Origin of the sequence: Streptomyces fuscichromogenes (assembly GCF_014645815.1) — a bacterium.
GTDB lineage: Bacteria > Actinomycetota > Actinomycetes > Streptomycetales > Streptomycetaceae > Streptomyces > Streptomyces fuscichromogenes.
The window spans coordinates 393328-418439 of record NZ_BMML01000003.1; the positions used below are offsets into that span (position 1 = coordinate 393328).

The 25112-nt window shown below is 70.3% G+C and carries 21 protein-coding genes; 9 read left to right on the forward strand and 12 right to left on the reverse strand.

Annotation, left to right across the window (positions count from 1 at the left end; translation table 11 throughout):
• The first annotated feature begins 70 nt into the window (after nt 1-70).
• The 3 genes from IEZ11_RS08830 to IEZ11_RS08840 all read left to right on the forward strand — a co-directional run bounded on the left by IEZ11_RS08830 (nt 71) and on the right by IEZ11_RS08840 (nt 1465).
• Nucleotides 71-628 (forward strand): hypothetical protein, encoded by a 558-nt coding sequence (locus IEZ11_RS08830; RefSeq protein ID WP_189262054.1) that lies wholly within the window; start codon nt 71-73, stop codon nt 626-628.
• Between the two features lie 305 nt (nt 629-933).
• The gene (locus IEZ11_RS08835) at nt 934-1089 is read left to right on the forward strand and encodes a DUF6131 family protein (protein WP_189262055.1); all 156 of its coding nucleotides are present in this window, start codon (nt 934-936) and stop codon (nt 1087-1089) included.
• A 49-nt stretch (nt 1090-1138) separates the two neighbouring features.
• Nucleotides 1139-1465 (forward strand): plasmid stabilization protein, encoded by a 327-nt coding sequence (locus tag IEZ11_RS08840; protein ID WP_189262056.1) that lies wholly within the window; start codon nt 1139-1141, stop codon nt 1463-1465.
• Between the two features lie 159 nt (nt 1466-1624).
• Here the strand turns inward: IEZ11_RS08840 and IEZ11_RS08845 are convergent, their stop codons facing one another.
• The gene (locus tag IEZ11_RS08845) at nt 1625-2401 is read right to left on the reverse strand and encodes an ANTAR domain-containing protein (RefSeq protein ID WP_189262057.1); all 777 of its coding nucleotides are present in this window, start codon (nt 2399-2401) and stop codon (nt 1625-1627) included.
• A gap of 118 nt (nt 2402-2519) precedes the next feature.
• On the opposite strand from IEZ11_RS08845, the gene IEZ11_RS08850 reads away from it, so the two are divergent.
• Nucleotides 2520-2870, forward strand: a complete 351-nt coding sequence (locus IEZ11_RS08850) for a helix-turn-helix transcriptional regulator (protein WP_189262058.1) — start codon at nt 2520-2522, stop codon at nt 2868-2870.
• A gap of 76 nt (nt 2871-2946) precedes the next feature.
• On the opposite strand, the gene IEZ11_RS08855 is transcribed toward IEZ11_RS08850, so the two are convergent.
• A complete protein-coding gene (locus IEZ11_RS08855) occupies nt 2947-3894 on the reverse strand; it encodes a cation diffusion facilitator family transporter (protein ID WP_189262059.1) in 948 nt (315 codons plus the stop codon).
• A gap of 614 nt (nt 3895-4508) precedes the next feature.
• Between IEZ11_RS08855 and IEZ11_RS08865 the strand changes: the two genes are divergently transcribed.
• Nucleotides 4509-5102 carry a hypothetical protein gene (locus IEZ11_RS08865; protein ID WP_229712889.1) on the forward strand — a complete coding sequence of 198 codons (594 nt, stop codon included), beginning with the start codon at nt 4509-4511 and terminating at the stop codon, nt 5100-5102.
• A 242-nt stretch (nt 5103-5344) separates the two neighbouring features.
• On the opposite strand, the gene IEZ11_RS08870 is transcribed toward IEZ11_RS08865, so the two are convergent.
• Nucleotides 5345-6541, reverse strand: a complete 1197-nt coding sequence (locus IEZ11_RS08870; RefSeq protein ID WP_189262061.1) for an MFS transporter — start codon at nt 6539-6541, stop codon at nt 5345-5347.
• A gap of 106 nt (nt 6542-6647) precedes the next feature.
• Between IEZ11_RS08870 and IEZ11_RS08875 the strand changes: the two genes are divergently transcribed.
• Entirely contained in the window at nt 6648-7235 is a 588-nt protein-coding gene (locus tag IEZ11_RS08875; RefSeq protein ID WP_189262062.1) for a TetR/AcrR family transcriptional regulator, read from the forward strand.
• A gap of 203 nt (nt 7236-7438) precedes the next feature.
• Here IEZ11_RS08875 and IEZ11_RS08880 read toward each other — a convergent pair whose 3' ends face one another.
• Nucleotides 7439-9037, reverse strand: coding sequence for a GMC oxidoreductase (locus tag IEZ11_RS08880; RefSeq protein WP_229712890.1), 1599 nt, complete (start codon nt 9035-9037; stop codon nt 7439-7441).
• Nucleotides 9038-9357: 320 nt separating this feature from the next.
• On the opposite strand from IEZ11_RS08880, the gene IEZ11_RS08885 reads away from it, so the two are divergent.
• Nucleotides 9358-10077 carry a TetR/AcrR family transcriptional regulator gene (locus IEZ11_RS08885; RefSeq protein ID WP_189262064.1) on the forward strand — a complete coding sequence of 240 codons (720 nt, stop codon included), beginning with the start codon at nt 9358-9360 and terminating at the stop codon, nt 10075-10077.
• Between the two features lie 283 nt (nt 10078-10360).
• Here IEZ11_RS08885 and IEZ11_RS08890 read toward each other — a convergent pair whose 3' ends face one another.
• A complete protein-coding gene (locus tag IEZ11_RS08890; protein ID WP_189262065.1) occupies nt 10361-11086 on the reverse strand; it encodes an NADPH-dependent F420 reductase in 726 nt (241 codons plus the stop codon).
• Nucleotides 11087-11196: 110 nt separating this feature from the next.
• On the opposite strand from IEZ11_RS08890, the gene IEZ11_RS08895 reads away from it, so the two are divergent.
• Nucleotides 11197-11790, forward strand: a complete 594-nt coding sequence (locus IEZ11_RS08895; protein ID WP_229712891.1) for a TetR/AcrR family transcriptional regulator — start codon at nt 11197-11199, stop codon at nt 11788-11790.
• A gap of 442 nt (nt 11791-12232) precedes the next feature.
• Here IEZ11_RS08895 and IEZ11_RS08900 read toward each other — a convergent pair whose 3' ends face one another.
• The 7 genes from IEZ11_RS08900 to IEZ11_RS08930 all read right to left on the reverse strand — a co-directional run bounded on the left by IEZ11_RS08900 (nt 12233) and on the right by IEZ11_RS08930 (nt 23103).
• Complete coding sequence (locus IEZ11_RS08900) at nt 12233-16471, reverse strand: nSTAND1 domain-containing NTPase (protein ID WP_189262067.1); 4239 nt, start codon at nt 16469-16471, stop codon at nt 12233-12235.
• The gene (locus tag IEZ11_RS08905; RefSeq protein WP_189262068.1) at nt 16471-16842 is read right to left on the reverse strand and encodes a CU044_2847 family protein; all 372 of its coding nucleotides are present in this window, start codon (nt 16840-16842) and stop codon (nt 16471-16473) included. Before IEZ11_RS08905 ends, IEZ11_RS08900 begins: the two co-directional genes overlap by 1 nt.
• Before the next feature lie 208 nt (nt 16843-17050).
• Entirely contained in the window at nt 17051-17260 is a 210-nt protein-coding gene (locus tag IEZ11_RS08910) for a DUF4262 domain-containing protein (protein WP_189262232.1), read from the reverse strand.
• A gap of 21 nt (nt 17261-17281) precedes the next feature.
• The gene (locus IEZ11_RS08915) at nt 17282-18334 is read right to left on the reverse strand and encodes an NAD(P)/FAD-dependent oxidoreductase (protein ID WP_189262069.1); all 1053 of its coding nucleotides are present in this window, start codon (nt 18332-18334) and stop codon (nt 17282-17284) included.
• Between the two features lie 339 nt (nt 18335-18673).
• A complete protein-coding gene (locus tag IEZ11_RS08920) occupies nt 18674-20707 on the reverse strand; it encodes a right-handed parallel beta-helix repeat-containing protein (RefSeq protein ID WP_189262070.1) in 2034 nt (677 codons plus the stop codon).
• A gap of 174 nt (nt 20708-20881) precedes the next feature.
• Complete coding sequence (locus tag IEZ11_RS08925; RefSeq protein WP_189262071.1) at nt 20882-22345, reverse strand: sensor histidine kinase; 1464 nt, start codon at nt 22343-22345, stop codon at nt 20882-20884.
• Nucleotides 22342-23103, reverse strand: a complete 762-nt coding sequence (locus IEZ11_RS08930) for a response regulator transcription factor (protein ID WP_189262072.1) — start codon at nt 23101-23103, stop codon at nt 22342-22344. Before IEZ11_RS08930 ends, IEZ11_RS08925 begins: the two co-directional genes overlap by 4 nt.
• A 409-nt stretch (nt 23104-23512) precedes the next feature.
• Here IEZ11_RS08930 and IEZ11_RS08935 point away from each other — a divergent pair, with 409 nt between their 5' ends.
• Nucleotides 23513-25087, forward strand: a complete 1575-nt coding sequence (locus tag IEZ11_RS08935; protein WP_189262073.1) for an IucA/IucC family protein — start codon at nt 23513-23515, stop codon at nt 25085-25087.
• Nucleotides 25088-25112 lie beyond the last annotated feature (25 nt).

A 25112-nucleotide genomic window follows, 5' to 3' on the forward strand; every position in this document is an offset into this window, starting at 1 on the left:
TGCCTCCGATTATTCGAGGCAAAGGGGGTACTCGGTAAAGCATCGATCAACAGGAAGGGAGGTCGGTCGGATGTCTACCAGCACGCTTCTGGCGATCGTCATTCCCATCGCGGTGGTCGTCGTGCTGATCGTCCCGGCTCTCGTTCTCTCCCGGCGGCGCCGGGCTCTGCGCGAGCGGTTCGGTCCGGAGTACGAACGGACGGTCGACGACGCGGACAGCAGGCTCGCCGCCGAGCGCGAACTCGGCGCACGCCAGAAACGCCATGAGAAGCTCGACATCAAACCGCTGCCCGACAGGGTCCGCGAGCGCTATGCCCGGGACTGGGACGATGTGCAGCACGAGTTCGTGGACCGGCCTGAGGACGCTGTGCACGACGCGGACCGGCTGGTGACCTCGCTGATGGAGGAACGCGGCTATCCCACCGGCAGTTACGACCAACAGCTCAAGGATCTCTCCGTGGAACACGGTCGCACCCTTGAGCACTACCGGGCCGCTCACGAGATCGACATGCTGAGCACGGGCCATCAGGCCACGACCGAACAACTGCGCAGCGCCATGGTGCACTACCGGGCGCTGTTCGACGAACTCCTGCTCGACGGCGGCCAGACGCGCCATGTCACGGCCTGACACCCGAGCGGACGGGAACCGACGGACACGGAGCCGACACGCGTCGCGACGACACACCGCACGCCGCTGACGCCTGACCGGCCATCGGTCACCTCGTGCGGCCTCCCGAGGCCGGCACAGCTCCGGACAGCACCTCGCCGCCCGATACCGCAACTACCGCCGTGCAGGCCCCGGACAGCCTGGTCGCGCGCGTGGACACCGGACGGGCGGCCCTCAACCCACAACCATCCCCTCGACCCACAACCATCCCCTCGACCCACAACCATCAGCGGCCGACACGTCGGCCCGAGAGAGAGGAGAAGGCCGTGATCGCCGTCGGCGTCATCCTGCTCGTCCTCGGATTCGTCTTCAATATCGGCTTCCTGTGGACGATCGGGATCATCCTGCTCGTGATCGGACTCGTCCTGTTCGTGCTCGGCTCGGCCGGCCACGCCGTCGCCGGCCGACGTCACTACTGGTAGCCCGCACCCGCGTCGGATCACGTCCCGCCTCTGTGTCCGGAGGAGCACTATGCCTGCTGGATCGAGTTCCAAGCGCGAACGACAGTACGAACACATCAAGAAGAGCGCCCAGGACCGGGGCGAGACCGCCGAGCGGGCCAAGGAGATCGCCGCACGGACGGTCAACAAGGAGCGCGCGAGGTCGGGCGAGTCGAAGACCGCCGGCCGGGCCTCCATCCGGGACCCGTTGTCCGCCTACCAGCGTGGCGGGCAGCGCTCCCACAGCGGTGCGCAAGGACCGACCAGGGACCAGCTGTACGAGGAGGCCAGGAAGCGGAACATCCATGGTCGCTCCTCGATGACCAAGAAGCAGTTGGCGAACGCCCTGGGCCGTTGAGGAAGCGCGGCTCCCGCGTTCGTGCGCGCTATGCCGGCCACCCCGGTGAACAGGTGACACGCGGAGAGAAGATGAAGTGCCGTGACCGCCCAGAAGCCGCTCGTGCGCAGGGCCGAAACGGTCTGCGCGAGGGCCGGTCACCTCCGGGGCGAGCGGCGCCTACGCGTGCTCCTGGCGCGAACACCTGGTCTGCCGCAGGGGCCGACCCTGCGGGGCGCCGCCGGTGTTCCGGGCCCGGGCGACGGCCATCGTGAGCTGCCGCTGGAGCTGATCCGGCAGCGAGATCCCCTGCTCCACGGCGGCCACCACGTCCCTGGCCAGCCGGTGCAGCTTGGTATTGGTGTTCTGCGAGGCCGTGACCAGCGCCTCCCATGCCTCATCCGGGTGCAGGCCGAAGGACGCCATGAGGATTCCGCGGGCCAGGTCTATGTCCGGCCTGGTCCGCATCGCACGCCGCAGCTGCACGACCTCGACCTGGAGGAGCCCGTCGTCCACGCCCGCGCCGCTCCCGCCCTGCGCGCGGGGTCCGTCGGTGGACGAGCCGATGTCATCGGGCGCCGGCAAGAAGAGGGCGTAGGTCTCCGTGACGGTCAGCAAGCGTTCGACAACCGGGCTTGCGGCGGTCACGATGACGGCCTTCCCGTCGTGCATCGCCTGACGGCGAACGGCCAGCAGAACGTTGAGTGCGGAGCAGTCCGCGAATGCCATGCCGCCCAGGTCCAGGTCGATTCCCTCGGCCGACCTGGCGAGGGCGAGGGTGAGTGCGTGGCGCAGGTCCTGACTGTTGTCGAGGCAGAACTCCCCGCTCACTGCGACCTTCACCCGGACACCGTCCGGTCCCGTCCGCACCAGCAGCGCGGTGGCCGACGGAAGCGACGCAGGGCGTACGACCGCGCCCCCACTCGTACACGGAGCGTCGTAGGGCGGTTTGATCATCGTCGCCTCCTCCACGTCTCCTTCTCCAGGCTCTTACGCCCCAACTGATACGTCAAGATAAACGTGAATATCTTTTCATGCTTTTGTGTGCATGAAAAAGCAGCCGTAGGATTTGGCCATGCCGGAAGTCGATGGAGTGCCCGAGCCGCATACGGGATGGACGTTCGTGACCAATCACGCGCGGGTCCTGGCGAGCATCGCCGACAACCACAACGCGCGGATCCGGGACATCGCCGCCCGCTGCCGGCTCACCGAACGTGCCGTCCAGAAGATCATCTCGGATCTGGAGCAGGACGGTTACCTCTCCCACACCCGCAGCGGACGCACCAACCACTACCAGATCGACCCGAGCAAGATCCTGCGCCATCCGGCCGAGGCCGGGCTCACGGTGGCTTCCCTGCTGTCGATGCTGGTGAGGGCCGAGGTCGAACGCCAGGGCACGGTCGAGCAGGCCCAAGCCGACTTCTGAGCCCCGCCCGGTCGGTGGGTGAGACCCGGAAACCCCGGGTCACGGTGGAGCCCCGCACACCGCCGGCCGCCGGTGCTCACCGCCCCGGGCGCGGTGGTGCCTCGGTGATGTCGAGGAAGACCTGGTCCGCCTGCGGCCAGCGGTCGGACACGGTCTTCTTGATGCGTACGGAGACCGTCTCGACCTCCTCGCTGTCCAGGCCGGGGACCAGGTCGATCCGGGCGGCGACGAGTGCCGAGTCCGGGCCGAGGCGCATGGTGAGCAGCTCGGCGACATTGTCGATCTCGGGCTCGCCATCGAGCATGCAGCGGATGGCGGTGCGTACCTCGGGGCCGATGGCGGCGCCGATGAGCTGGTCGCGGGACTCGCGGGCCAGCCGGTAGGCGACGTACACGAGCAGCAGCCCGATGGCCAGGGAGGCCGCCGCCTCCCACGCCGGGTTCCCGGTGGCGAGGTGCAGTCCCATCCCCGCCATGGCGAGAACGACTCCGACCACGGCGGCGCTGTCCTCGGCGATGACCGTGCGATGCGCCGGGTCGTGGGCCGTACCGCCCTGCCGACGAGCCTGGTACAGCGCCCGCAGCAGCGAACCGCCCTCGGCGAGCAGTGCGACCGCGAGCACGGCGATTCCGGCGGCATAGCGCGGCACCGACACGGTCTCGGTGCTGTGCAGGGCCTCTGCCGCCTGGACGAAGGAGAAGCAGGCGCCCATGACGAAGATGCCGATCGCGGCGAGCAGCGACCAGAACCACCGTTCCTTGCCGTAACCGAACGGATGCCACCGGTCAGGCGGACGACGGCTGCGGTGCAGTGCGGTGAGCAGGAAGATCTCGTTGAGGCTGTCGGCCGCCGAATGCGCGGCCTCGGACAGCAGGGAGGGCGAGGAGGCGACGAACCCGCCGACGGCCTTGGCGACGGCGATGACCAGATTCGCGACCAGCGCGACGACGACGGTCACGCGGGTACGCCGGTCCGTACGGGCCCGCCGGGCCTGCTCGGCCGCGTTACCAACTCCTGCGGACATCACATCGCCCGCCCAAGCATCGCTTCGTACATCCGCCACCCCTTCCGTCACGTTCCGTACGGGGTGAGACGGGCGACGGTCCGCACGAGTGATCTGTGCACCACCGCACTCACGAGTGCCCGATATGAGTGACCTCACACGGGTGGGAGCGGACCAGCGGATGCTCCCCGCCGGGCTCACGGGACGACACGACCGGGGCCCGGGTCTGGCCGGTCCTGCGTCAGGTCCCGGCGATCGGACTTGCTGACCGGGGGAAACCGTCACGACGTCACCCAGTTGATGCCGTTGGTCGACGCGGTCCCTCGCACAGGCGGGCCGCGGGGGCGCCGGCGGAATCGGCGCAAGGCGGCTGTTCGCCTGTCCGCCGACTGCGGCCATCGTCCCGGAGGGATCGGGCTGGAGGACGAACAGCACCGGTGACAGGACGAGTCGGGGTGAGGAGTGGGGGAGTGCGGGACGAACGGCGGCGGATTCGGGCGGTGGTGGGCAGCGCAACCGTGCCTGGCAGTACACGACGTGAAGGCGAGGCCAGGCTCCTGTGTGGAGTTGGTGTCGCATCGGTGCCGGGTAGCTCATAGTGGACTGCTTCATGCCATCGATCTCTTCAGAAACGGATGCCCGTGACCACCGCTGCCAGCGAGCCTTCCACCGAGCCTGTTCCCGGCCGGGTCTGGACGATCCGTCTGACCGGGCATGCCGACCGCACCGCCACGGTCACCTGCACCACCGCGGCCTGCCGGATGCCGCCCCGCTCCAAGGACGTCGCCGGCCTGCGCGCGTTCGCCGCCCAGCATGCCGCCGCCCATGCTCGGGTCGCCACCGTCCACACCAACGCCTGGTGTCATTGCGGCTCCACGCAGTGCGCCGCCCACCCGGACAGGCCCGTCCACTGCGCGGGCGGCGTGGCGCTGGTCCTGCAGCACGACCCCCTGGTGGGACGCGTCTGGACGCTCGAAGAGGTCTGTGAGGCATGCGCCCCGCTGATCCCCAACGCCCGTGTCCTGGCCCGCGCCGCCCGGCCGGCCCGCGCGGGCCGCCGGGACGGACAGGCGCCGCCGGCCCAGGTGCCGATGCCCGCACGGCCGGGTGTTCCCGGCGGCTTTTCCTCCCCCGCGGCCCAGCCCGCCGACAGCCCGGCCCGGCAGCCCCGCCGCCCACGCCGCACCTCTCGTCCCACCCAGCGGCGCGGTCAGGGGCAGGGGCGCTGAACAAGGGCCCGGTGGAGCCGGCGCGTGAGGCGGCGCCGCGGTGGCCGGGTGACCGCGGAGTCACCCGACCGGCGAACCAGCCACACCATCAGGCGAACCGGTCACACCATCAAAGGGCGACGTCTCGGTCCTCCCTCGTGCCGGGCGGGGCCTCCTCCCCGGCCCTGTGCGGCACACCCCGGGCGCCCGTCCGACCGGCTGAGGACGCCCTCTCGGCAGCCGCCCGACCGGGCGGCCGTGCGTCACCCGCGGACCGGCTCCGCGTCCCGCTCCTCCCTGGGCGAACGGGCGGCGGGCGTGGCGAACACGGCGGCCACCACCAGGACGAGCACCAGGATCAGGGCGTGCCGCAGACCGAAGTGCTCACCGAGGTAACCGAGGGAGGGCGGGCCCACCAGGAAGGCGACGTAGCCGACCGTCGCCGCCAGTGAGACGCGGGCGGCGGAGTCCGCGCCGGAGTCGCCGGCCGCGGAGAGCGCGACGGGGAACCCGAGCGACGCCCCGAGGCCCCACAGCACGGCCGCCGCGGCCGCCACCGCCTGGTTGTCCACGAAGATCACCAGGGCCAGTCCGGCAGCCCCGACGAGCGCGCTCCCGCACAGCGCCGCAGCCCGCCCGAACCGGTCCACGAACCGCCCGCCGACGAACCTCCCGAGAGTCATCGCGGCGGCGAACACGGCGTAGACGGCCGACCCCAGCGCCGCGTCGAAACCGTGCCCGTCCACCATCACCAGCGGCAGCCAGTCGTTCGCCGTGCCCTCGGCCATGGCGAGGGCGAGGATGACGCAGCCGATGAGCAGCAGCGCCGGGTCCTTCCACACCGCGGTGCGCGCCGCACCCGGCTCGCGGCTCTCGGCCGCGCTCTGGCGGCCCACTTCCACGGGGACGCTGCGGATGACCGACGCCAGCGCGGCCAGCACCACCGCGGCGACGACTGCCAGATGGACGACGACGGGGAAGCCGACCGCCGTCAGGCACATCCCGGCGACGGCGCCGAGGACGGTGCCGAGGCTGAAGAAGCCGTGCATGGCGGGCAGCGTCGAGCGGCCCAGCAGCCGTTCCACCTCCGCCCCCTCGACGTTGAGCGCCACCTCGCCGCCGCCCATGCCCAGTCCGAACAGGCCGAGGCCCACAGCGACCGCCGGGCCCGAACCGGTGGCGGCCCCGACGCCGACGACCACGGCACCGGCCGCGATGGCCGACGTGCCGGCCAGGATGACGAGCCGGGCACCCCAGCGGGCCACGAGCGCGCCGGAGAACAGGATGCCGATCATCGAGCCGACCGACAGGCCGAAGAGGATCAGACCCATCTGCGCCGTGGAGGCGCCGAGCAGGTCGCGTACGTCCGGGGTGCGGGTCACCCAGGAGGAGATCGTCAGACCGGGTGCGAAGAACAGGACGAAGACGGCGGTACGGCGCCGGGCCAGGTCGGCGGTCATGGGCGGTGGCTCCAGAGGTGTCCGTGCAAAAGTCTGTACGACCGTACACACTCACCTGTACATCTGTACACACTCCGGAGCGGCCGACCCATGACACATTGAGGGCGTGAGCGGCACACGACGCGAGATCCCGAACGATCCCGGACGCAAGGAGCGCATTCTCGATGCGGCCCTCGACGTGATCGCGGAGGGCGGCGTGCACAGGACCACCCATCGGAAGATCGCGGCACGGGCGGAGGTGCCGCTCGGCTCCCTGACGTACTACTTCGACGGGATGTCGGACCTGTTGGCCCAGGCCTTCGCGCGGCTGTCGGACACCATGTCCGAGCTCTACCGGCGGACCCTGCAGTCCGCCGGCTCCACGGCCGAGGCCGAGGCCGCCGTCGTCGAGCTGATCTGCGGTCCGGCCTACGCCACGGACCGCGACATGACGCTCATCTTCGAGATGTACGCCTACGCCAACCACAACGAGGCGGTCTCCGTCACCACCTGCACCTGGCTCGAACGCAGCCGGGACAGCCTCGCCCTGCACTTCACGCCCGGCGTGTCCCGCGCGCTCGACGCGCTGATCGAGGGCTGGCCGATGCACCGCGCCTTCGCCGACGCGCCGCTGGACCGGCGCCTCGTCACCGAGACCGTGCACGCGATCGTCGCCGCGGGCCCGGCCCTGTCCACGAACGGGGACGGTGCCTGAGCAGCCGGCCGGAGCGGCGGTCACGGGCCCGGCGCGAGGTAGCAGCGCGCGAGGTCGCAGGCGGAGCCGACGCAGGTGAGCGGCTGTTCGCACGGGCCGGGGCGTGCCGGCGGCTCGACGCGCGGTTCGCCGCGGCTCCGGCGATGGTGACGGACGCCTCGTTCACGCCTGAGGCACCTGCGTGAACGAGGCCCGGTCATGACTCAGAAGACGCGCCCGACATCCTGGCGGACGATGGCCGCCATACTGTGCTCGGCCAGGGCCGCGATGGTCATGGACGGGTTGCAGGCACCCGTGGAGCCCGGGATCCGGGCGCCGTCGAGGACGTAGAGGCCGTGATGGCCGAGAACGCGCCCGTGCAGGTCGACGGCGTCGCCCATGGGCACTCCGCCCAGGGCATGCCAGGTGGAGGGCGCTTCGGCGTTGGTGTCGATCATCATGCCACCGCCCGCCTGGGCGAGCGCCCGCATGCGTGCCGCGATGAGCTGTTGCAGGGCGGCGTCGCCGGAGGACGGCCAGGTCAGCACGGCGTCGTCCGTGTCCGCGTCGTACGCCCAGGTGCCGGCGGCCTCGACCAGGCCGAAGCCGATGACCGACATCGCCTTGACGCCCGGCTGCTGGATCGGGGACCCGGCGTGGACGACGGTGAGCGGGATGGCGCTGTCCGGAACCCGGCCGCCCACACAGGCGGGGCCGCCCTGCTGGGTGCCGATGTCGCCGTCCATCCCGATCCAGGCGTAGATCCGGTCGCCGTTGTTGCCCCACTGCGTGCCGATGGCATCGGGCAGATCGGGTGTCAGGCCCTTGGCGCGCGACTTGACCAGGAGCCGGGTCGTGCCGGGGGAACCGGCGTTGAGGAAGACGGCGTCGGCGACGATGCGCTTCTTCTCCTGGACGTTTCCCCCGGTGTCGATGCGGTCGACGGACAGCACCCATCGCCGGTTCGCGTCGAGCGCGATGTCACGGACGACGTTCAGTGGCGCCACTTCGACGAGTCCGGTCGATTCCGCCTGGGCGAGGTAGGTGACGTCGATCGAGTGCTTGCCGCCGTTGTTGACGCCGAAGGCGATGTCGCTGGTGGTGTACGTCGCGTCGTACTGGCCGTACAACTCGCCGCGGACGTAGCTCCAGTCGATGGGCAGCGGCACGTGGAACGGTGTGAGGCCCGCGGCGGGGGCGGTGCTCTCGAAGAGCCGGGACGACGCGTAGGGATCGCTGGCCAGGACGTCGTAGGGAATGGTGGAGATCCCCAGGGCACGGGCGACGGTGGGGTAGGCCCACCGGTCCAGGTCGTCGTACAGGCCGGCCGCCACGGGTATGGACGCGGCGAAGTCCTCCTTGGCCGGCTGCAACGTCATGCCGTGGTACATGATCGACCCGCCGCCCACCGCGGCCCCGCACATGGCGGTCATGCCGTCGCCGGCCACGGCCTCCAGGACACCGGTGTAGGGCGTCCACGTCTTGTCCACGCCGGGGATGACGCTGTGATCGGTGAGCCACGCGGACCGGTTGTCCATGGTCGCGAAGCGGCAGAAGGTGGTGGCGTCGGGGCCGGTGGGCCAGCGTCGCCCGCGTTCCAGCACCAGGGTGGTCACCCCGGCCTGGGCCAGCCTCAGGGCGGTCACTCCACCGCCGAAGCCGGTGCCGACGACGACGGCTCGCGCACGCTCCTCCGTCACCGGAGCGGACGAGGGCGGCACGGACGCGGAGGTCGCGGCCCGTGCGGTGGTGGCACCGGCCACGGAACCGGTGAGCGCGGCCGCGCCGAACAAGGCCGCGCCGAGGAGGCGTCGGCGATCCATACCGGGTGCGGACTGAGCGGAAGCACTGTCGGGCATGGGGGATCCCATCGGATGGGCCACTCATGGGCTACGGACCCACGGGGCCGGACTGTGTGGGGAACGGAGGGATGCCTGAGCGAGGTGAAGAGAGGCCGGGAACCCGGGCGTTGACTTCGAGCAGTCGTGCGGGTTGCGGCCGCAACGCCGTACCAGGCCACATCGAGTTGATGTGTCCATGGCGTTTCTGGCGTCGCCACCGTAGCACCGTCTGTCGCACTGTGCCATTAAGTCGCAGTGTGACGTGAACTAAGATCGGCGAAGCCGAGTCGAGGGGGAGGCGCGTGACCGGAAGACCTGAAGGGCGTGCCGGCAGGCCGCCGTTGACGGAGCGGCGCCGCAACGCGACACGTATGGAGATCGCCGACGAGGCGGTGCGCCTCTTCGTCGTGCAGGGCGTGGCGGCGACCACCGCGGAGGACATCGCCTCCGCGGCGGGGGTCTCCACCCGCACTCTGTGGCGCTACTTCCGTTCCAAGGAGGAGTGCGTCCGCCCCCTTCTCGCCGCGGGTATCGAGATGGCGACCGAGCGTCTGCGGGCTTACTGGAGAGGCGACGGCTCGTTCGCTCATGCGATCTCCGGCTTCGACGATCCGGGGACGGTCGCAGCGCAGCCCATCGAGGCGCTCCGCGACCTCGTGCGGTTGAGCCGGGACGAGCCGGGGCTGCGCGCCGTATGGCTGGAGGCGCACTTCGACGCCGAAGAGGTGTTCGCGGGCGTGATCGCCGAGGGCACGGGTCGCTCTGCGCGTGACCTCGCGGTCCGGGTGGAGGCAGGCATGCTCAACGCCGCGTTGCGCGTCGCCGTGGAGGACTGGGCGGTGCAGCCAGTGGAGCCGGAGGGGCCGTCCCTCGGCGAGGCTCTGGCCGCGGCGCTTCTTCTGGTGGCCCGGCTCTTCGAGACCGGGGCCGCCGACGCCTCCGGTGCGACGCGATTGCTTCGTCTCTCCGTCATCGGTCCCGCCGCACGCGACGATCCGTCGGACCGCCGCGTCACCGATTGACAAGCCCGACGCGGCTGTTCGCCCCTGTCGCACTGGGGCCCATGGCGCTGCGAGGGCTGCGGCACGGTCACGCCCGCGCCTGCCGGTCACGTGCTGCGGGCCCGTCCACGACCCTGCGGCCGATCGCGCACGGCGGCCCCTCGCCGGCCCTCGGCGCACCGCGACACGCGGCGAGTGCACGTGGCGTCGGTCGGCGGGGGCGCCCCGGAGGCCGGCCGTGACGCGCACTTCGCGGCCTGCCGGTGTCGGGGCGCGGCCCGGTCCTCGGCCCTTGGGTGCGGTGCTACGTGTCCGACGTGCGGCCCCGCGCGACCAGTTCCCTGACCTCTTCCGCGGACACGGGCACCCCGGGTGTGTCGAAGAACCAACGCTGGGCGTCCTGCCGGCTCAGGCCCTCGGGCCGCTCGGCCATGTAGGGCTGGACGTAGACGGGTGTGCCCGGCTGGCTGGGCCGACTCTGGGACAGGGTGCCGATGTCGACGGCGTCGTAGCCCAGGGCGTCCAGCAATCGGCTCACCGCCTGTTTGGCCGACGGGTCGTCGCCCGCGATGGGCAGGGCGCTGCGGTCCGGGGCTCCTGCCGGGCGGGCGCTGGTGGCCAGGCGGTGGAAGTCGATGTTGTTGAAGGCCTTCACGACGTGGGATCGGGACAGGTGCCGCTGCGTCAACTCGCTGGAGGTCAGCTCCGACGAGTCCAGGGCGGTGATCCGGCCGTCGCGCTCCGGGTAGTAGTTCATGGCGTCGATCACGGTCCTGCCCGCCAGCGATTCGGCGGGCAGTTGCGCATGGTTCCTGAACGGGATGGCGGCCGCCACCAGTTCACCGGCCTCGACGGCCTCTTCCACGGTGACGGCGCGGGCGCCGGTACCGAGACGGGCGACGAGGTCGGCGAGGGTCTCAGGACCGCGGGAGTTGGTGACGAGCACCTGCAGCCTGGCCTTCACCGCCAGGCCGGCGAGCGCGCCGCCGATCATGCCGCTGCCGATGACAGCAAGGGTTCGTGTGGTCATGGGTGCCTCATGTGATGTGCAACTTGAGTCCGTATGTGAAACTGAGTGTCACTGTAGGCATTGAGTTTCGTTCCTGCAAGTCAGGGTCGACGACCAGGTATGATCGCGGGGTGACCAGTGAAAGGCGGACGAGCACCAGAGCCATCGCGCGAGCCGCCGTACAAGCGGAGTTGGGGCAGGTGGCCTTCGAGCTGTTCCGTCGCGACGGCTTCGAGAAGGTCACGGTCGACGACCTCGCCGCGGCAGCCGGCGTCTCCCGCAGCACCTTCCTTCGCTACTTCGGAACCAAGGAGGACGCGGTTCTCGGCACCGCCGATGCCAGGGGTGAGCGGGTCGCCGAAGCGTTGCGCGCACGTCCCGCCCACGAGGGCGAGTGGACCGCGCTCCGGCAGGCCCTGGAGGTGGCGATCGAGCCCTATCACCAAGACCCGGCCGCCTCCCTCGCCATGACCCGCCTGATCCGTGACACTCCCGCGTTGTGTGCCCGGCAGTTGGAGAAGCAGCACGGTTGGCGCCCGGCCCTCGCACGGGCTCTCGCCGAACGCGCCGGCTCGGCGGGGGCACCGGCGATCGGGCAGTGGGTTCGTGCCTCCGCGGCCTTGGACTGTCTGAACGCGGCCGTCGACCACTGGAGCGACTCCGACGGCCGGTTCGACCTCGTCACCCTCCTCGACGAAGCCTTCGCCGCACTCGGCCCGAGCTGAGGGCCGTCCTGTCGGCCGGCACCGGCCCACGCAGCGTTGATACTCCACCGCGGTGGCAGGTGCCCTTCCCCCGGCGGATGGTCGTGGAGCCCGCAGTGGGAGGCGGCGGCCGGCCAGGCGCTCGCCCACCTGCTGGTCGCCTCCCAGGGGCAGCCGCTGGAGGTCCCGGGCGGTCTGACCGCGGACGTGTTCCAACGCGCGCTCGACGCCCTGCTGTCGGCAGGCCCCCCGAAGCGGCGCGCCGTCCTGGCCGGACCGGGACAGCCCTCCCCGGACACGGGCGTCGACATCCTTCTCGTACCGGTCCATCCCCGGACGGGTCAGACCTGGACCCCCAGCGGACCGACCGGGGGACGTTCCGGCGCACCTTGGTCCGGCTACCGGCCGTGCGCAGCCCGTGGCTGCACACGATCCTCGTCGACAACCGCTGACACCGTCGTGATCAGCAGGTCCTGCGGTAGGGGACGTCGGGGATGTGGGCCCGCCACTCCTGCTTGGTCAGGCCGCCACCCGACATGGTGCACAGCTCACGGACGAGCCGTGAAGGGGCGATCGTATAGGTGCGGAACACGCCTTGGTCGTCCAGGCTCACCAGGGAGGAGTTGTCGGCGGTGAAGGTCGTCAGTTCGAGGTCGCCGACGGGGCCGGTGAGGGTGGATCCGAGCTGCTGACGTGATTGCAGGTCCCAGATCTTGATCTCGTCGGCCTTGGAGAGCGTGTTGTCGAACGCCGTGTCGTCGTAGACGCCGGCGATCAGGCGGCCGTCCGGGGAATGGGCTGTGGGGACGGCGCTTACGGTGAGACCGCCGACATTCAGAGCCTCGCCCTCGGGACCCAGCGTCTTCGGGTCGAGGAAGAACAGATTGCCCTGGACGCTGTTCGGGTCGGAATAGGCCGATTCGCCGTCGGGGCTGAAACCGTCGAGGCTCAGGTCCGGGGTGCCGGGTACGAGGATCTTGCCGGAGGGGAACGCCACCATGCCCAGGAGCGGGCTGACGACCACGGCTTTCCCGTCCGGCCGGAACGCCACCGTCGTCGAGAAGTCGAGCACGGCGGACTTGAGGGTGAAGTTCTCCTGTCGGATCAGCTTCATCGTCCTCAGGTCGTAGAACCTCAGGGAGTTGACGACGCCTCGCGCCCCGAGGTTCTTGACCCGGTCATAGGTGACATACGACTTGTCATCCGGGGAGATGGCCACGGTTTTCGTGGCTCCGCCCACATTGCCCGGCAGGGTGCCGAGCCGGACCCGCTTGACCAAGTCCCAGATCTCCACCCTGTCCTGCTTGTCCTGTGCCGCGATCAGCCTGCCGTCCGGGCTGAGCAGAAGGCGGTCTTCCACAGGGACGGTGAGTTCCATGCGTTTGGCCAGCGGTGCCGTGGACCAGATCTGGACTCTGCCACCGCCGTCCCCGCCGTCGGTTTGGGCTACCGCGATGGTCGACCCGTTCTGGCTCGCCACCGCCGTGGGACTGGAATCGGTCCGCTTGCCGTGCTGGGTGAGGCGGGATATGTCGAGGGAACGGACTGTCCCGTCGCCGCCGACGCACCGCATTTCGGAGTCATCGACGGAGAACCGGAACGTGCCGGACTCGCAGTCACTGGAGATCGTCCGGTATGTGAAGACCGGGTCCTCGGGCAGGATCGCGTCCCACAGGGTGAAGCCGAAAGCGACGAACTTCCCATCGTGGCTGAAATGCACGTCGCCGCCGCCCAGGCCGGTGTCCTCCTGCGACCGCGGTACCTGAATGAGGTTGGAATAGACGCGGTTGTCGTACGGGGCGCCCGCTGTGTAGAGGCCGCGGGTGGTCAGCATGGCGAACTGCTGGCCATCGGGGCTGAATGCCACCGGTCCGGGGTCGTCATCGGGTTTGAGACCGAACTTCGGGGTGGGGAGGTCCTTCCCGGTCCGCAGGTCTGTCCGGGTGGGGCCATGGTCCGAGACTCCCGTCAACCACAGCAGTCGTTCGTCCGGGGAGAAGGAGGGATGGAGTGAGTTGTCGCTGGTGCGTCGGAGTACTTGCTTTCCGGTGTGGGTGTTCCAGACGCCGGCGATGTAGCCGTTGTCGGTCGCCTCTCCGGTGGCCACCAGGTAGGTGCCCTGCCGGCTGAGGGAGAAGAGCGCGGGCCCGGTCAGGTAGGGACGGCCGCGTGGGTGCAGTCCGCGGGTGTCCAGCACGGTGGTGTTCTCGTCGTCGGTGCTCACGGCCACGGTCGTGCCGTCGGCGGACAGGCTCACGTTCCGTACTCTCGCGGTGGTCCGGTAGGAGCCGAGCCGCTTGCCGGTGTCCACGTCCCAGGTGCCGAGATTCGTCCCGCCGCCGGCGACGAGGATATGACCGGTGCGGTCGAGGTCGACCGCCGTCACGTCGAACCCGGGCAGTTTCACGGCCAGTTTCTCGGGCTGGTAACGCGCCGTGAGCAGGGCGGACCATGCCTCGGGGGTGTCACCGAGGCCGGCAGCGGCGACGGCCAGCCGCCGGGCGAGCTGCGGGTCGGTACGACCCAGGGACTGCGCCAGGCCTGCGACCTGCGCGGAGGTGGCCCGGTCGCGTTGGCGGACGACGGTCTGCCGCTGGTCGACGGCGACCACGGCGGTAACCCCGGCGACGATCAGCAGGACGCCGAACAGGGCCATCACCGCGCGGCGGCGGCGGGTGAGGAGCCGGCGGTGGGCGCGCCCCTGGTCGAGGTAGTCCCGTTGGGCATCGCTCAGTTCGGCGGTGCGTTCCGGAAGCCACCGTTGCGCGGCGGCGAGTGCGGTGGCGGCCGGCAGAAGATCCTTGGGCCGTCCGGCCTTGTCCCATCGGTCCGTGTCGAGTTGGAGGGTCTCGCGCCAGTCCAGGAAGACGCGGTCCGCCCTGACCCGGGAACTGAGCCTGTCCCAGCTGGAGATGAGCGCTTCGTGGGCGAGTTCGACGGTCTCGACGTCGGACCGCCCGTCCCCCTCGGCTCCTGGCCGGTCGTGGACGCGGGCCCGATTGAGGACCAGGAGCCGGGCGCCGGCCAGGCGTTGAGCGATCTGCCACTCGCGGTCGCTCAGCTCCGCGCGCGTGGTGAGGCGGCGGACCGGTGCCTCCGTCCCGATGGGGGTGCGCACGAGCCGGGTCAGCAGTTTCTCCGCGTGCTCTTCGTCCTCGTCGCCGACGTACTGCCTCCAGATCTGGTCGGCGTGCGTGCCCAGGGCGCCGGTGACTCCGCCGAGTGCGTCGTAGGCACGGTGGGTGAGGCGTCCGCCGCGCTGGTGGTCCCACAGTTGGGCGAGGGTGAAGCTGAGCAGGGGAAGGATGCCCGGCGCGTCGCCGGCGTCGGCCAGGATGCGGTTGACGAGCGCGTCCTCGTAGCCGATGGCCGGTATGTGGCTGACGGGCTTGGTGACGATGTCCCGTAGTTGCCCCTCCCGCATCGGTTCCAGGGCCTCGATCCGCTTCTTGGCGAGAAGGCCGAGGCGGGGATGGTCCAGGACGGGGCCGAGGAAGTCCGTGCGCAGGACAGCCAGCACCGAGACCGTCTGCGGTGACTTCGGGCCGAGGGCGTCGGCCAGGGCGTCGATGTCGCCGGGGACGAAGACCTCGTCGTCGAGGAGTTCCTCGAACTGGTCGACCACGATCAGCAGCCGTCGGGCGTGCTGCACGTGCAGGATGCGTGCGGCGACCCCGCGGATCCCGTGGCGGGCGATCTCGTCGGCCACCGCGGAGATCCGCGCGAACTTCTCCGCCTCGGCGCAGTCGGGCTCCAGCAGGTCCAGCAGCACGGCGGCCAGGCCCCGGAAGGCGGTGGCGTGGTGGGCGGGACGAAGGATCGCCACGGTGTCCTCCGCGTCGCGGCGCCGAGGTGCCACTCCCGCCATCGCGAGTGAGGACTTGCCGCAGCCGGAGGGGCCCACCAGCGTGGTCCACCGCTGTTCCGCCACGACCTGTGCGACCCGGGCCGTGTCGGCGTCCCGGCCGTAGAACGCCGCGGCGTGCGCCTCTTCGAACGGTTCGAGGCTGCGAAACGGCGAGGGGGGACGCGCCATGGCTGCCAGCGGGGGCCAGGCCGCGGCCAGCTGACTGACGGGAATCATGAAGCCGGCCGCAGGCTCGCCCAGTTCGGCCTTGACCATCATCCCGATCACGGCGCCGAGAGCCTGGTCCCATACGGGGCTGCCGCTGAAGCCACGGGAGACGCGGTAGCCGGTTCCGACCCGATCGACCTGGATCTGGCCGTCTGCCTGACGCCCGCGCAGGACACCCTCGTGCCAGACGCCCTGCCCGCGGCCCTCGGGAAAACCGACGATCTGGGCGACATGTCCGCGCATCGCCTCCGGCTCGATGTCGACGACCTGCGCCGGCCCGGCACCAGGCACGACGCTGTCCAGCCGCAACACCGCGACATCCGGGCCGATCGCGGCCCGGGAGGGACCCCACAGCACGACGCTTGCCGTGACCGTCGCCGCCGGACTGCCCGCCCCGGACAGCAGGGGCAGGTCCACGTGCACGCGCGCACCTTCTTGGGACTCGCCCCCTCGCGCCGGGCCGACCGCCGCCACGACGACATGCGCGCAGGTGATCGCGTGGCGGTCGTCGACCAGGAAACCCACGCCCAGCGGACCATCGGCGACGTCCGGATCGGGTGGGGACGCGAAAATCCGTAGAACGGCCGAGTCCGGGAAGGACGTGCGGCCTGCCTCGCTCTCCTCCATCAGGATCCGCCACCGGACGGCTCCGGGACAGAGCTGTCGGCCGCGGGTTTCTTCCAGGTGAGCGTGACCTTGAAGTTGGCTGCCGCCGCGGTGGACGACACCACGACATCGGCCTGGGCGGTCAACGAGAGCCCGAACTCGAGACCGATCTCGTCCGGCGAATGCTCCATGCCGGCGAAACCCTCGACGAAGCTCTCGGCCACCGGTCTGATGCCGGTCAGCATGTCCCCGAGCGACCGCGCGGCACGCGCCGCAAGCCGCCCGGAGCGCGACACGTCGGCCAGACCGTCCGCGACCTGTTCGATCTCGACCTGAACCGTCTGCTGAGGCCCGTCCTTGACGTCGACCGGAAGTTCCACCAACTGCTTCATCCGTCCCCCTACGTCATCCCACGTCTTGCCGACAGTGCGGACTTCGTCCGCCGCGATTCTCCGAGTCCGCCCGCCCCGGACGGGAGGTCCTCACGAAGCCGCCACACAGGTGTGGCCAAAGTGGCTCGATCCCAACGCCGAACGACTCAATCGAGTCGCCTGGCTCGCAGTGGGTCTGTGACTCCCGATGCCTCTCCTCGGCCTGTTCTTACCGGTGAAAGCGGTCAGCCACGTCGGGCCACGCAACCTGGTGACCGTCGACGACCTCAGGATGCCTCTGGCCGTCAGCCGGTTCGGCGCCCGTGGCGGACTCCGCTCCGAGCCTGTCGAGCATGTGGTGCACGGCGTGGACATCGAGCCCGAGCACGGCGAGTTGAGGTGCGCCGTGAGTGTGCGAGAGACCGATCGGGTAGGCGATCGTGTCCGCCCGGTCCGTACCTCACCACTGGGTGAGACCGCGAGGCCGGCAACGCCGTAGCTCGGGGGCTGGTCTGCCGCTCACGAGTTCGTCGGCGACGAGCCGTCCGACGGTGGGTGCCAGGGTGATGGCCGAGTGCATGACGGCGACGTAGACGGATCGGTCCTGTGTCAGGTATCCGATGGCCGGGCCCTGCGAGGGCATCGGTCGTCTGCCGATACGACTGCCCAGCAGGCGACAGCTGTCGCTGCCGCGGAAGGCGGCCCGCAAGCGGCGGAGCGCCTCTTGCGCGGCCTGCTCGGATGACGCCGTCGGCATGTCCTCGACCTGCGGGAGCGTCAGTACGAGGTCTCCGTCACGGACCTCGCGGACTTCGAGATCCGGGCCGGCCACGATGCTCCTGACCAGGTGGGCCGGTGCCGTGAGCCGCACCAGGTGGGCAGCGGACGCGGCAACGGGCAGGGCCGGCAGCAGCGGCTCGCACAGTTTGGGAATGCCGGTTCCGGCGGCGAGCACAACCGTTGTGGCGGCGTGGAATCCGGTGGCGGACAGCACTCCCTCGACGCGTTCACCCGTCATCTTCAGGGAGGTCACGACCGAGTTGTGGATCACCGTTGCTCCGCGGGCACGAGCAGCATCCACGAGTGCGTTGGTCAGTGCGGCCGGATCGACGCCTCCGTCGCTCGGAGTGTGGACGGCCTGCTCGGGAGGGTTGCGCAGGTTGGGTTCCAGCGCCGCTATGTCGCTTCTTCCGACCCGGAACCGGCCGGGGCCCAACGGGGAGTCACGCTGGCCCTGGGCACGGGTCCAGGCCAGCGAGCCTGTCCAGCGGACAGCGACGTGGGGTAGCTCGGCTTCCAAGCGCCGGTAGTCCGCGAGCACGGAACCGCGCAGGTCCCGCGCTCCGCCGGGCCAGTCTCCTCCGCAGCCACCGATCCAGGCGAAGGAGTCGCCCGTCACTCCCGCAGCCGGCGCCGGTCCCTGGTCGAGCAGAGTCACCGGGACACCCCGGGATGCCAGGTGGTAGGCCACCGAGGAGCCGACGATCCCCGTACCGACGACCACGGCTGACATGAGCTCCTCTTCGCCGGGCCGATGACCGGTCAGGCTGTGACCGGGGGAACACTGTCGCCTTGCCGCGGGGATCCCGCAACCGAATCCAACCTGTCGTTCGACCCGTGGGCGGTGCGGTGCGGTGCGGTGCGGCGCGGGGCGCCGCGGTCGGCGGATTCAACGCGTGGGCTTCACGACATGCTCCACTGGTTTTCGGCGGTGGGCTCGGCGAGATCGCCGACCGCCTTGTCCGACCTGCACGGACCTGCTCGGTCACCCACGCCACGCCGCCGCATCCGCGCGAGTGGGGTCCTGCACCTGGGCAGAGCCCGGCAGGGCCCCAGTCGGGGCGCTTCCGGGTCAGGCCGGCTGCCAGGAGAGGATCGTCTGGTACTGCGCCTCGATGCCGCCGGCCGCGGTGATGCTCGACGGAACCTGATCCGCTGCCGTGATGTTGTGGTTGTCCTGGATCAGGACGCCCTTGTTGTCGTAGTCGGAGGGACCGTTCGGCCAGTAGTTGCCTTCGATGTCCGTCGGGTCGTATGTGCCGTCGCCGGCGGTGTAGTTGCCGTGTTTGCTGCCCCAGGGGGAGACGTTGATGTTCCACACCGCGTTGCCGAGTATCGACACGTAGGTGGCGCCGTTGTCGGTGTACAGGACATGGCCGCCGGAGGTGTTGAGCTGGTCGTGGACCACGTTCCCGCTGACATGCTCACCGGTGGCCATCGAGGTGCCGGTGATGCCGTTGGTGTAGACGGCTCCGCCGTCGCCGAGCAGCGACATGTGGTCGTAGATCAGGTTGTTCGAGATCGTGTTGTTGTTGGAGTAGTTGGGTTGTGCGGGCAGGCTCACCTTGTCGGGCCAGCCGCCCCAGCCGATGGAGATGGCGGTGTAGGGGACGTGGTCGATCTGGTTGTGGGTGATGGTCGACGTTTCGATGTAGCCGGCGTCGATGGCGACTCCGCCGTGGTACTCGGCGGCGGTGTCGTGGAAGTGGCTGTCCTTGACGGTGATTCCGCTGGTGTGCTGGGCGGAGCTGCTGGGCTGGGGGATGTCCACACCGCCCAGGTCGAGGCCGTTGCCGGAGATGTCGGTGAACACACAGGCGGTGACGGTGTCGTTCTGCGAGCCGTCGCCGAGGTCCAGTCCGGCCGCGCCGAGGTGGACGAAGTAGTCGTGGTCGAAGTGGATGGTCTTGTCGTAGGTGAAGCGCACCGCGGCGGGCATCTTCGTCCAGTTGCCGTAGGGGCAGGTGCCGCCGGCCACGAAGTCGCACAGTCCCTGGGTGGCGTAGCCGTTGGCGCCGGTGACCTGGTAGGTGGCCTGGATCTCGGAGAAGCCGGTGCCGGTGTTGGCGGTGGTGTAGTTCGCGTAGCTGAACTGGATGCCCTGGAAGCCGACGTGACCGGGTTCGTCCGAGGTCTTGCCGGAGGACGCCACCAGCGTGTCGAGCGAGGGTGCCTCGACGTCCGCGGTGGTGAGGTCCTCCCCGGAACGGGGGATGTAGTAGAACCGGTGCTCGCTCTTGTCCAGGTAGAACTCCCCGGCCTTGTCGAGGAGTTCGTAGGCGTTCTCCACCGCTGTCGGCTTCTCGGTGATCGACTTGCGGCCGACCAGGTTGTAGGTACGGCCTGAGTCGTCGGTGCGCATGACACGCTGGGTGGAGTTGTTCCAGCAGGGCTGGGCCATGGTGATGGTGGTGCTGGTCACCGAGGCGACCGGACAGCGCGGTTCGGTCCACAGCCCCAGGCCGCCCCGGTAGACGAACTCGATCGCGGACGGATTGCGCCAGCCGGCCATGGGGTCACCGGACGCCGTGGTGTATCCGGTCGCTGTCTGGGTCACCGACACCGGCAGGGAGCCGGTGGCGCGCTGGGCGCGCACGCCGTCCACGTACAGCTGCCGGGTGTCCAGGCCACTGGGTGCTGGGGCCGACCAGATGCCGCTGTCCGTGCCGGTTCTGGCCCAGCCGGTGATCCGGACCCCGCCGCTGATGACCGGGCTCTGTCCGGCTGCCGCCTTCCACCAGACGGTGCCGGCCGTACCGCCACCGGAGTCCGCGGCGGTGAAGGTCAGGGTCTTGGACAGCCGGTAGACGCCGCCGGCCAGCGTCACGGTGATCGGGCCGGACGTCGACGTGTCGACCGCCCGGACCGCGGTCTGTGCCTTGGTGAGGGTACGGAAGGGGGCGGCGGCGCTGGTTCCCGGGTTGTCGTCGCTGCCGCTGGGCGAGACGAAGTAGGTGACCGCTGCTGCCGCGCGTGCGGGCAGGGTGAGCACTCCGATGGGCAGGAGCGCGCAGACGAAGACCGCGATGACACGGTAAGAACCGATGAATAACAGTAATCGCTTCATGGAACTGACGCCGTGTGTCTGCTCTCTTGTGGGAAGCATGCTGGCAAGGTAGGGGTGTCAAGAGAAGACGTCAATGACGGTGGCCGTGAGACATCGGATCAATTGCTCTTGCTGTGGATCGAGTTCAGGCCTCGGAGGCTGTTATGGCACGCCGCAGGGGGCTGTGGGCCGGGATGTCCGGGGTGCGCAATCGACGTCCAGGGGATCGGCGCCCTACCGTGCGGGTGTGTACCGGGCCGCCGTCTCGACGTCCGCGGTGGTGACGAGGCGATCCTGCTGGTTGCGGCATTCGGCGTGCCGGAGGCGGACGACGGCGTCGAGGCCGCCGCCGGGGGCTGCCTCCAGGGTGACCTCGCCTCCGCCCGCGCGGGTGAGATGCCGGACCAACGGCAGACCCAGGCCGGTGCCGTCGTGGTCGGCGTGGGGAGCTCGCCAGAAGCGGTCGAAGGCTCTGAGCCGTTCGGCCTCGGTCATGCCGGGGCCCTGGTCGATCACATGCAGCTCGGCGGTGGGCGGGGTGCGGGTGCCAGGTGCGGGGTTGGTGATGACGGCCAGCGTGACGGAGGTTCCCGGTGCGGACACGCGGAGCGCGTTCGAGAGCAGGTTGTCGATGATCTGTTCCAGTGCGCCGGGGACTGCCAGCACCGGAACGGACGTGCCTCCGCACACGATGATGTCGACCTGCTGTTCGTCGGCGAAGGCCGTCCAGATGTCCGCGCGATCGACGACGACGGCATGGAGATCGGCGGCTTCTGCCCGGATCTCCGTGTTCTCCAGCCGTGCGAGAGCGAGCAGCCCCTGCACCATGCGGCTGAGCCGCTCCAGCTCCCCGAGCGCCTTGTCGAGGCTGTCCTGAGCGCCGGGGGCGAGGTGCGGCTCGAAGTTCTCCAGGCGCAGGCGGAGCGAGGTCAGCGGTGTCTTGAGCTGGTGTGACACGTCGGAGGCGAACGCCTGCTGAGCCTGGAGCAGGTGCTGGAGCCGGGTCGCGGTTCGGGTGAACGACGTGGCGAGCCGGCGCAGTTCCGGTGGACCGTGGTCGGTGGCCGGCGGATCGGTGATCCGGCCCTCGGCGAGCTGAGCGGTGGCGCGTTCCAGGGCCTGCACGGGGCGGGTGATCGAGCGCGCGAGAGCGAATCCGATCAGGGAGGCGGCGGCGAGGACCCCGAGACCGACGGCGGCGAGGACCGCCCAGGTGGTGCGCACCCTGGCCTTGAGCGGGCCCAGTGCGTACACCGTTCGCACCACACAGGCGACGGCGGGGTCGGACCCGCCCGGCACGGTGACGAAGAGGAACTCACCGTCTGCGGGCGGGGCCCCGCGCGTGCCGACGGCGGGGTGATCGTGCAGTGCCGTGGAGATGTCCGGCTCGGCGGACAGGTCCTCGCCGACCACGGCGTGGGCGGAGGTGTCGGTGAGGACGACACCGCTTCGGTCGGCGACCAGCACGGTACCGCCGGTCCGCCGCCCGTACGCGAGGGCGAGGTCCGGCAGGTCGGTTGTCAGCCCGTGCTCCATCTTGTCCTCGCAGACCTCCGCGAGCGTCATCGCCCCTTGCTCCGCCGTGCGGGAGTAGCGGGCCACCTCGCTGCGGGCGTAGAAGACGCCGAAGGGCACTTCGAGCGCGAGCAGGACGAGCAGTATCAGGCTCAGGTGGCTGAGCAGGAGGCGACGGGTCACCGGATCTCTCCGCCGCGCGCCTGCGTTGCGGCGGACGTGGCGTCGAGAGGTGCCGGGAGGACGAGGCGGAAGCCGATTCCGCGGATGTTCTCGATCCAGGAGGCGTCGCCGAGTTTGCGGCGCAGTGCGGCGATGTGGACATCGAGGGTCTTGGTGGGGCCGAAGAAGTTCGGTTCCCAGACCGTGTCGAGGATCTGCCGGCGGGAACAGACGGCGCCGGGGTCCTCGGCGAGGCAGGTGAGCAGGTCGAACTCCTTGGGCGCGAGGGCGATGGACGACCGGTGCAGGCGTACCTGCCGGGTGCGGCAGTCGATGGTCAGGGGGCCGATCCGCCGGATGTCGGGTGTCCCGGGATGATCGAGGCTGTTCGAGGGCTTCGAAGACCCACACTGGGGGTCCGCGACCGCTGGGCGGGCGCGGCGGGTGACGGCCCGGATCCGGGCGACGAGTTCCCGTACGCCGAAGGGCTTGGAGACGTAGTCGTCCGCGCCCAGTTCGAGCCCCAGCACACGGTCCACCTCGTCGTCTCTGGCCGTGATCATGATGATCGGTACGGACGAGCGGGACCTCAGCGCCCGGCAGACGTCGATGCCGTCCATGTCGGGCAGCCCCAGGTCCAGCAGCACCATCGCCACCTCCGGCGCGGCGAGGCCCTCGGCTCCCGTTCTGGCGTGTTCCACGGCGAACCCGAAACGGCGCAGCCCTTCCATCAACGGCCCGGCCACCCGGTCGTCGTCCTCGATCAGCAAGACACGCATGTCGAAAGGCTCACAGACGCCGGCCACGGCGCGTGGCGCAAACGCCGCAAGCTCCCCCGAGCCAGTGATCTTCCACGGTCGGCTCATTCGCCGTGGCGCGGCTTCTTGACGACATCAAGGGCCCGGCCAGCGTGGCGTAAGCCAGGAGTTAGGACGTCGGACGCCGGCCCTCGATCTCCCAGGTGACAGTCGGAACCTGATCCAAGGTCAGTTCGCGCGCCCCGATGCCCTCCTCGGCCGGTTCGGCCGGAACCGTGCAAGGCGAAACGCTCTTCCGGGGCTGCCTTCGGCCTTTCGCTGTATTCGCTCTGGCAATTCCCTTGATCGTCTTCCCGTAGCGTCGGTCGGGCGGTCGGTGCCACCGGAGCACCACCGGACAACCCGCCACCGCGAGAACCAGGGACACCGCATGCCCATGGACGAACTGCGCCGCATCCGCCCGGACCTGGTGGAGCCCTTCGCGACCGCGCTCCCGGGAGCACGCGCCACCGTGCTGTCCCGCCTGTGGGGCGCCTTCGTACGAGAACCCCTGCCCGGCGTGACCACGCGTCGCCGTGCGTCCGGATCCTCGGTCGTCGAGCTGCGACGCGGCGGTTCGCTCTCGGCGGCCGAGGCGGGCGCACGACCGTTCGCCGACGTTCCGCAGGACTTCGCCGTCTCGGGGCCGGAGGGGCCGATCAGCGACCCGGTCCGGCTGCTGGCACAGCTGGGCCTGCGTACCCCCGCGGCGGAGCGGCTGGCGGCCGAACTCGACAACAGCGTCGTCAACCTGGCCCTCGCCAGAGCCGCGAACGCGGGCCGGAAGGTCACTCCGGCCGACTCGGCGGACGCCGAGCAGGCGGTCGTCGACGGCCACCCGCAGCACCCCTGTTGCCGGACCCGCACCGGCATGTCCGTCGCCGACGTGCTCGCCTACGCGCCCGAGCACCACCCGGTCGTCCGGCTGGCGCTGCTCCGGGTCCCGGCCGACCGCTGGCAGGGCGCCGGCGACTGGCCGCGGGCACTGCGCGACGGCGACGCCTACCTGCTGCCGGTGCACCCCTGGCAGCGCGACCACGTGCTCGGCCACCACCGTGACCTGGTCGTCGTGGAGGAGACGATCCCGGCCCGCCCGCTGCTGTCCCTGCGTACCCTCGCACCGCTGGGCGCCCTGCCCGGCTGCCATGTCAAGACCGCGCTCGACGTCCAGGTCACCAACTACCGGCGCACCATCTCCGCGGCCGAGGTGGCCGACGGGCCGCCACTGTCCGAGCTGGTCGCGGCCGTCGTCGACAAGGCCGGACACGGCGGCAGCCTGCGTGTCCTGCGGGAACTGGGCGGTGGCTCGGTACGCGTCGACGGACGGCCTTCCGCGAGCCTGACGGCCATGATCCGGGAATCGACCGAGCGCCACCTCGACGCCGGGGAGATCGCGGTACCGCTCACGGCCGTGCACGCGACCGGAGCCGCCGTGGTGTCGGGGGACCCGGTCCGCTGGCTCGCGGACCTCGCCGGCCTCGTCCTGCCGCCGGCCCTGACGCTGCTGTCCATGGGGGTGGCGCTGGAGGCGCACGGCCAGAACACGCTGGTCGTCCTGCGGAACGGGCGGCCGGTGCGGATGCTGTACCGGGACCTGGACGGCGTACGGGTCAGCCCGCGCCGCCTGGCCCGGTGCGGCTTCACACTGCCGCCGCTGCTGGGCACCCGCGCCGGTGACGACATCGGCGCGCTGCGCACCAAGCTCTTCGGCGGCCTGATCAGCGGGGTCTTCAGCGAGCTGGTGGATGTCCTCGGCCGGACCCGGGCGGCTGAGCCGCGGGAGCTGTGGGGCACGGTCGCCGAGGCCGGACGGAGCGTTCTCGCCGACCTGCCGGAGCAGGAGGACGCGGCAGCGTTCTTCGCAGACACGATGCCGCTGAAGGCGACCATCGCGATGCGTCTGTCCGAGAATCCGGGCGCCGCGCAATGGACATCCGTTCCCAACCCCCTGGCGCTCTGCCGTTGACCTCTGACACCGACCGCTGTCCCCC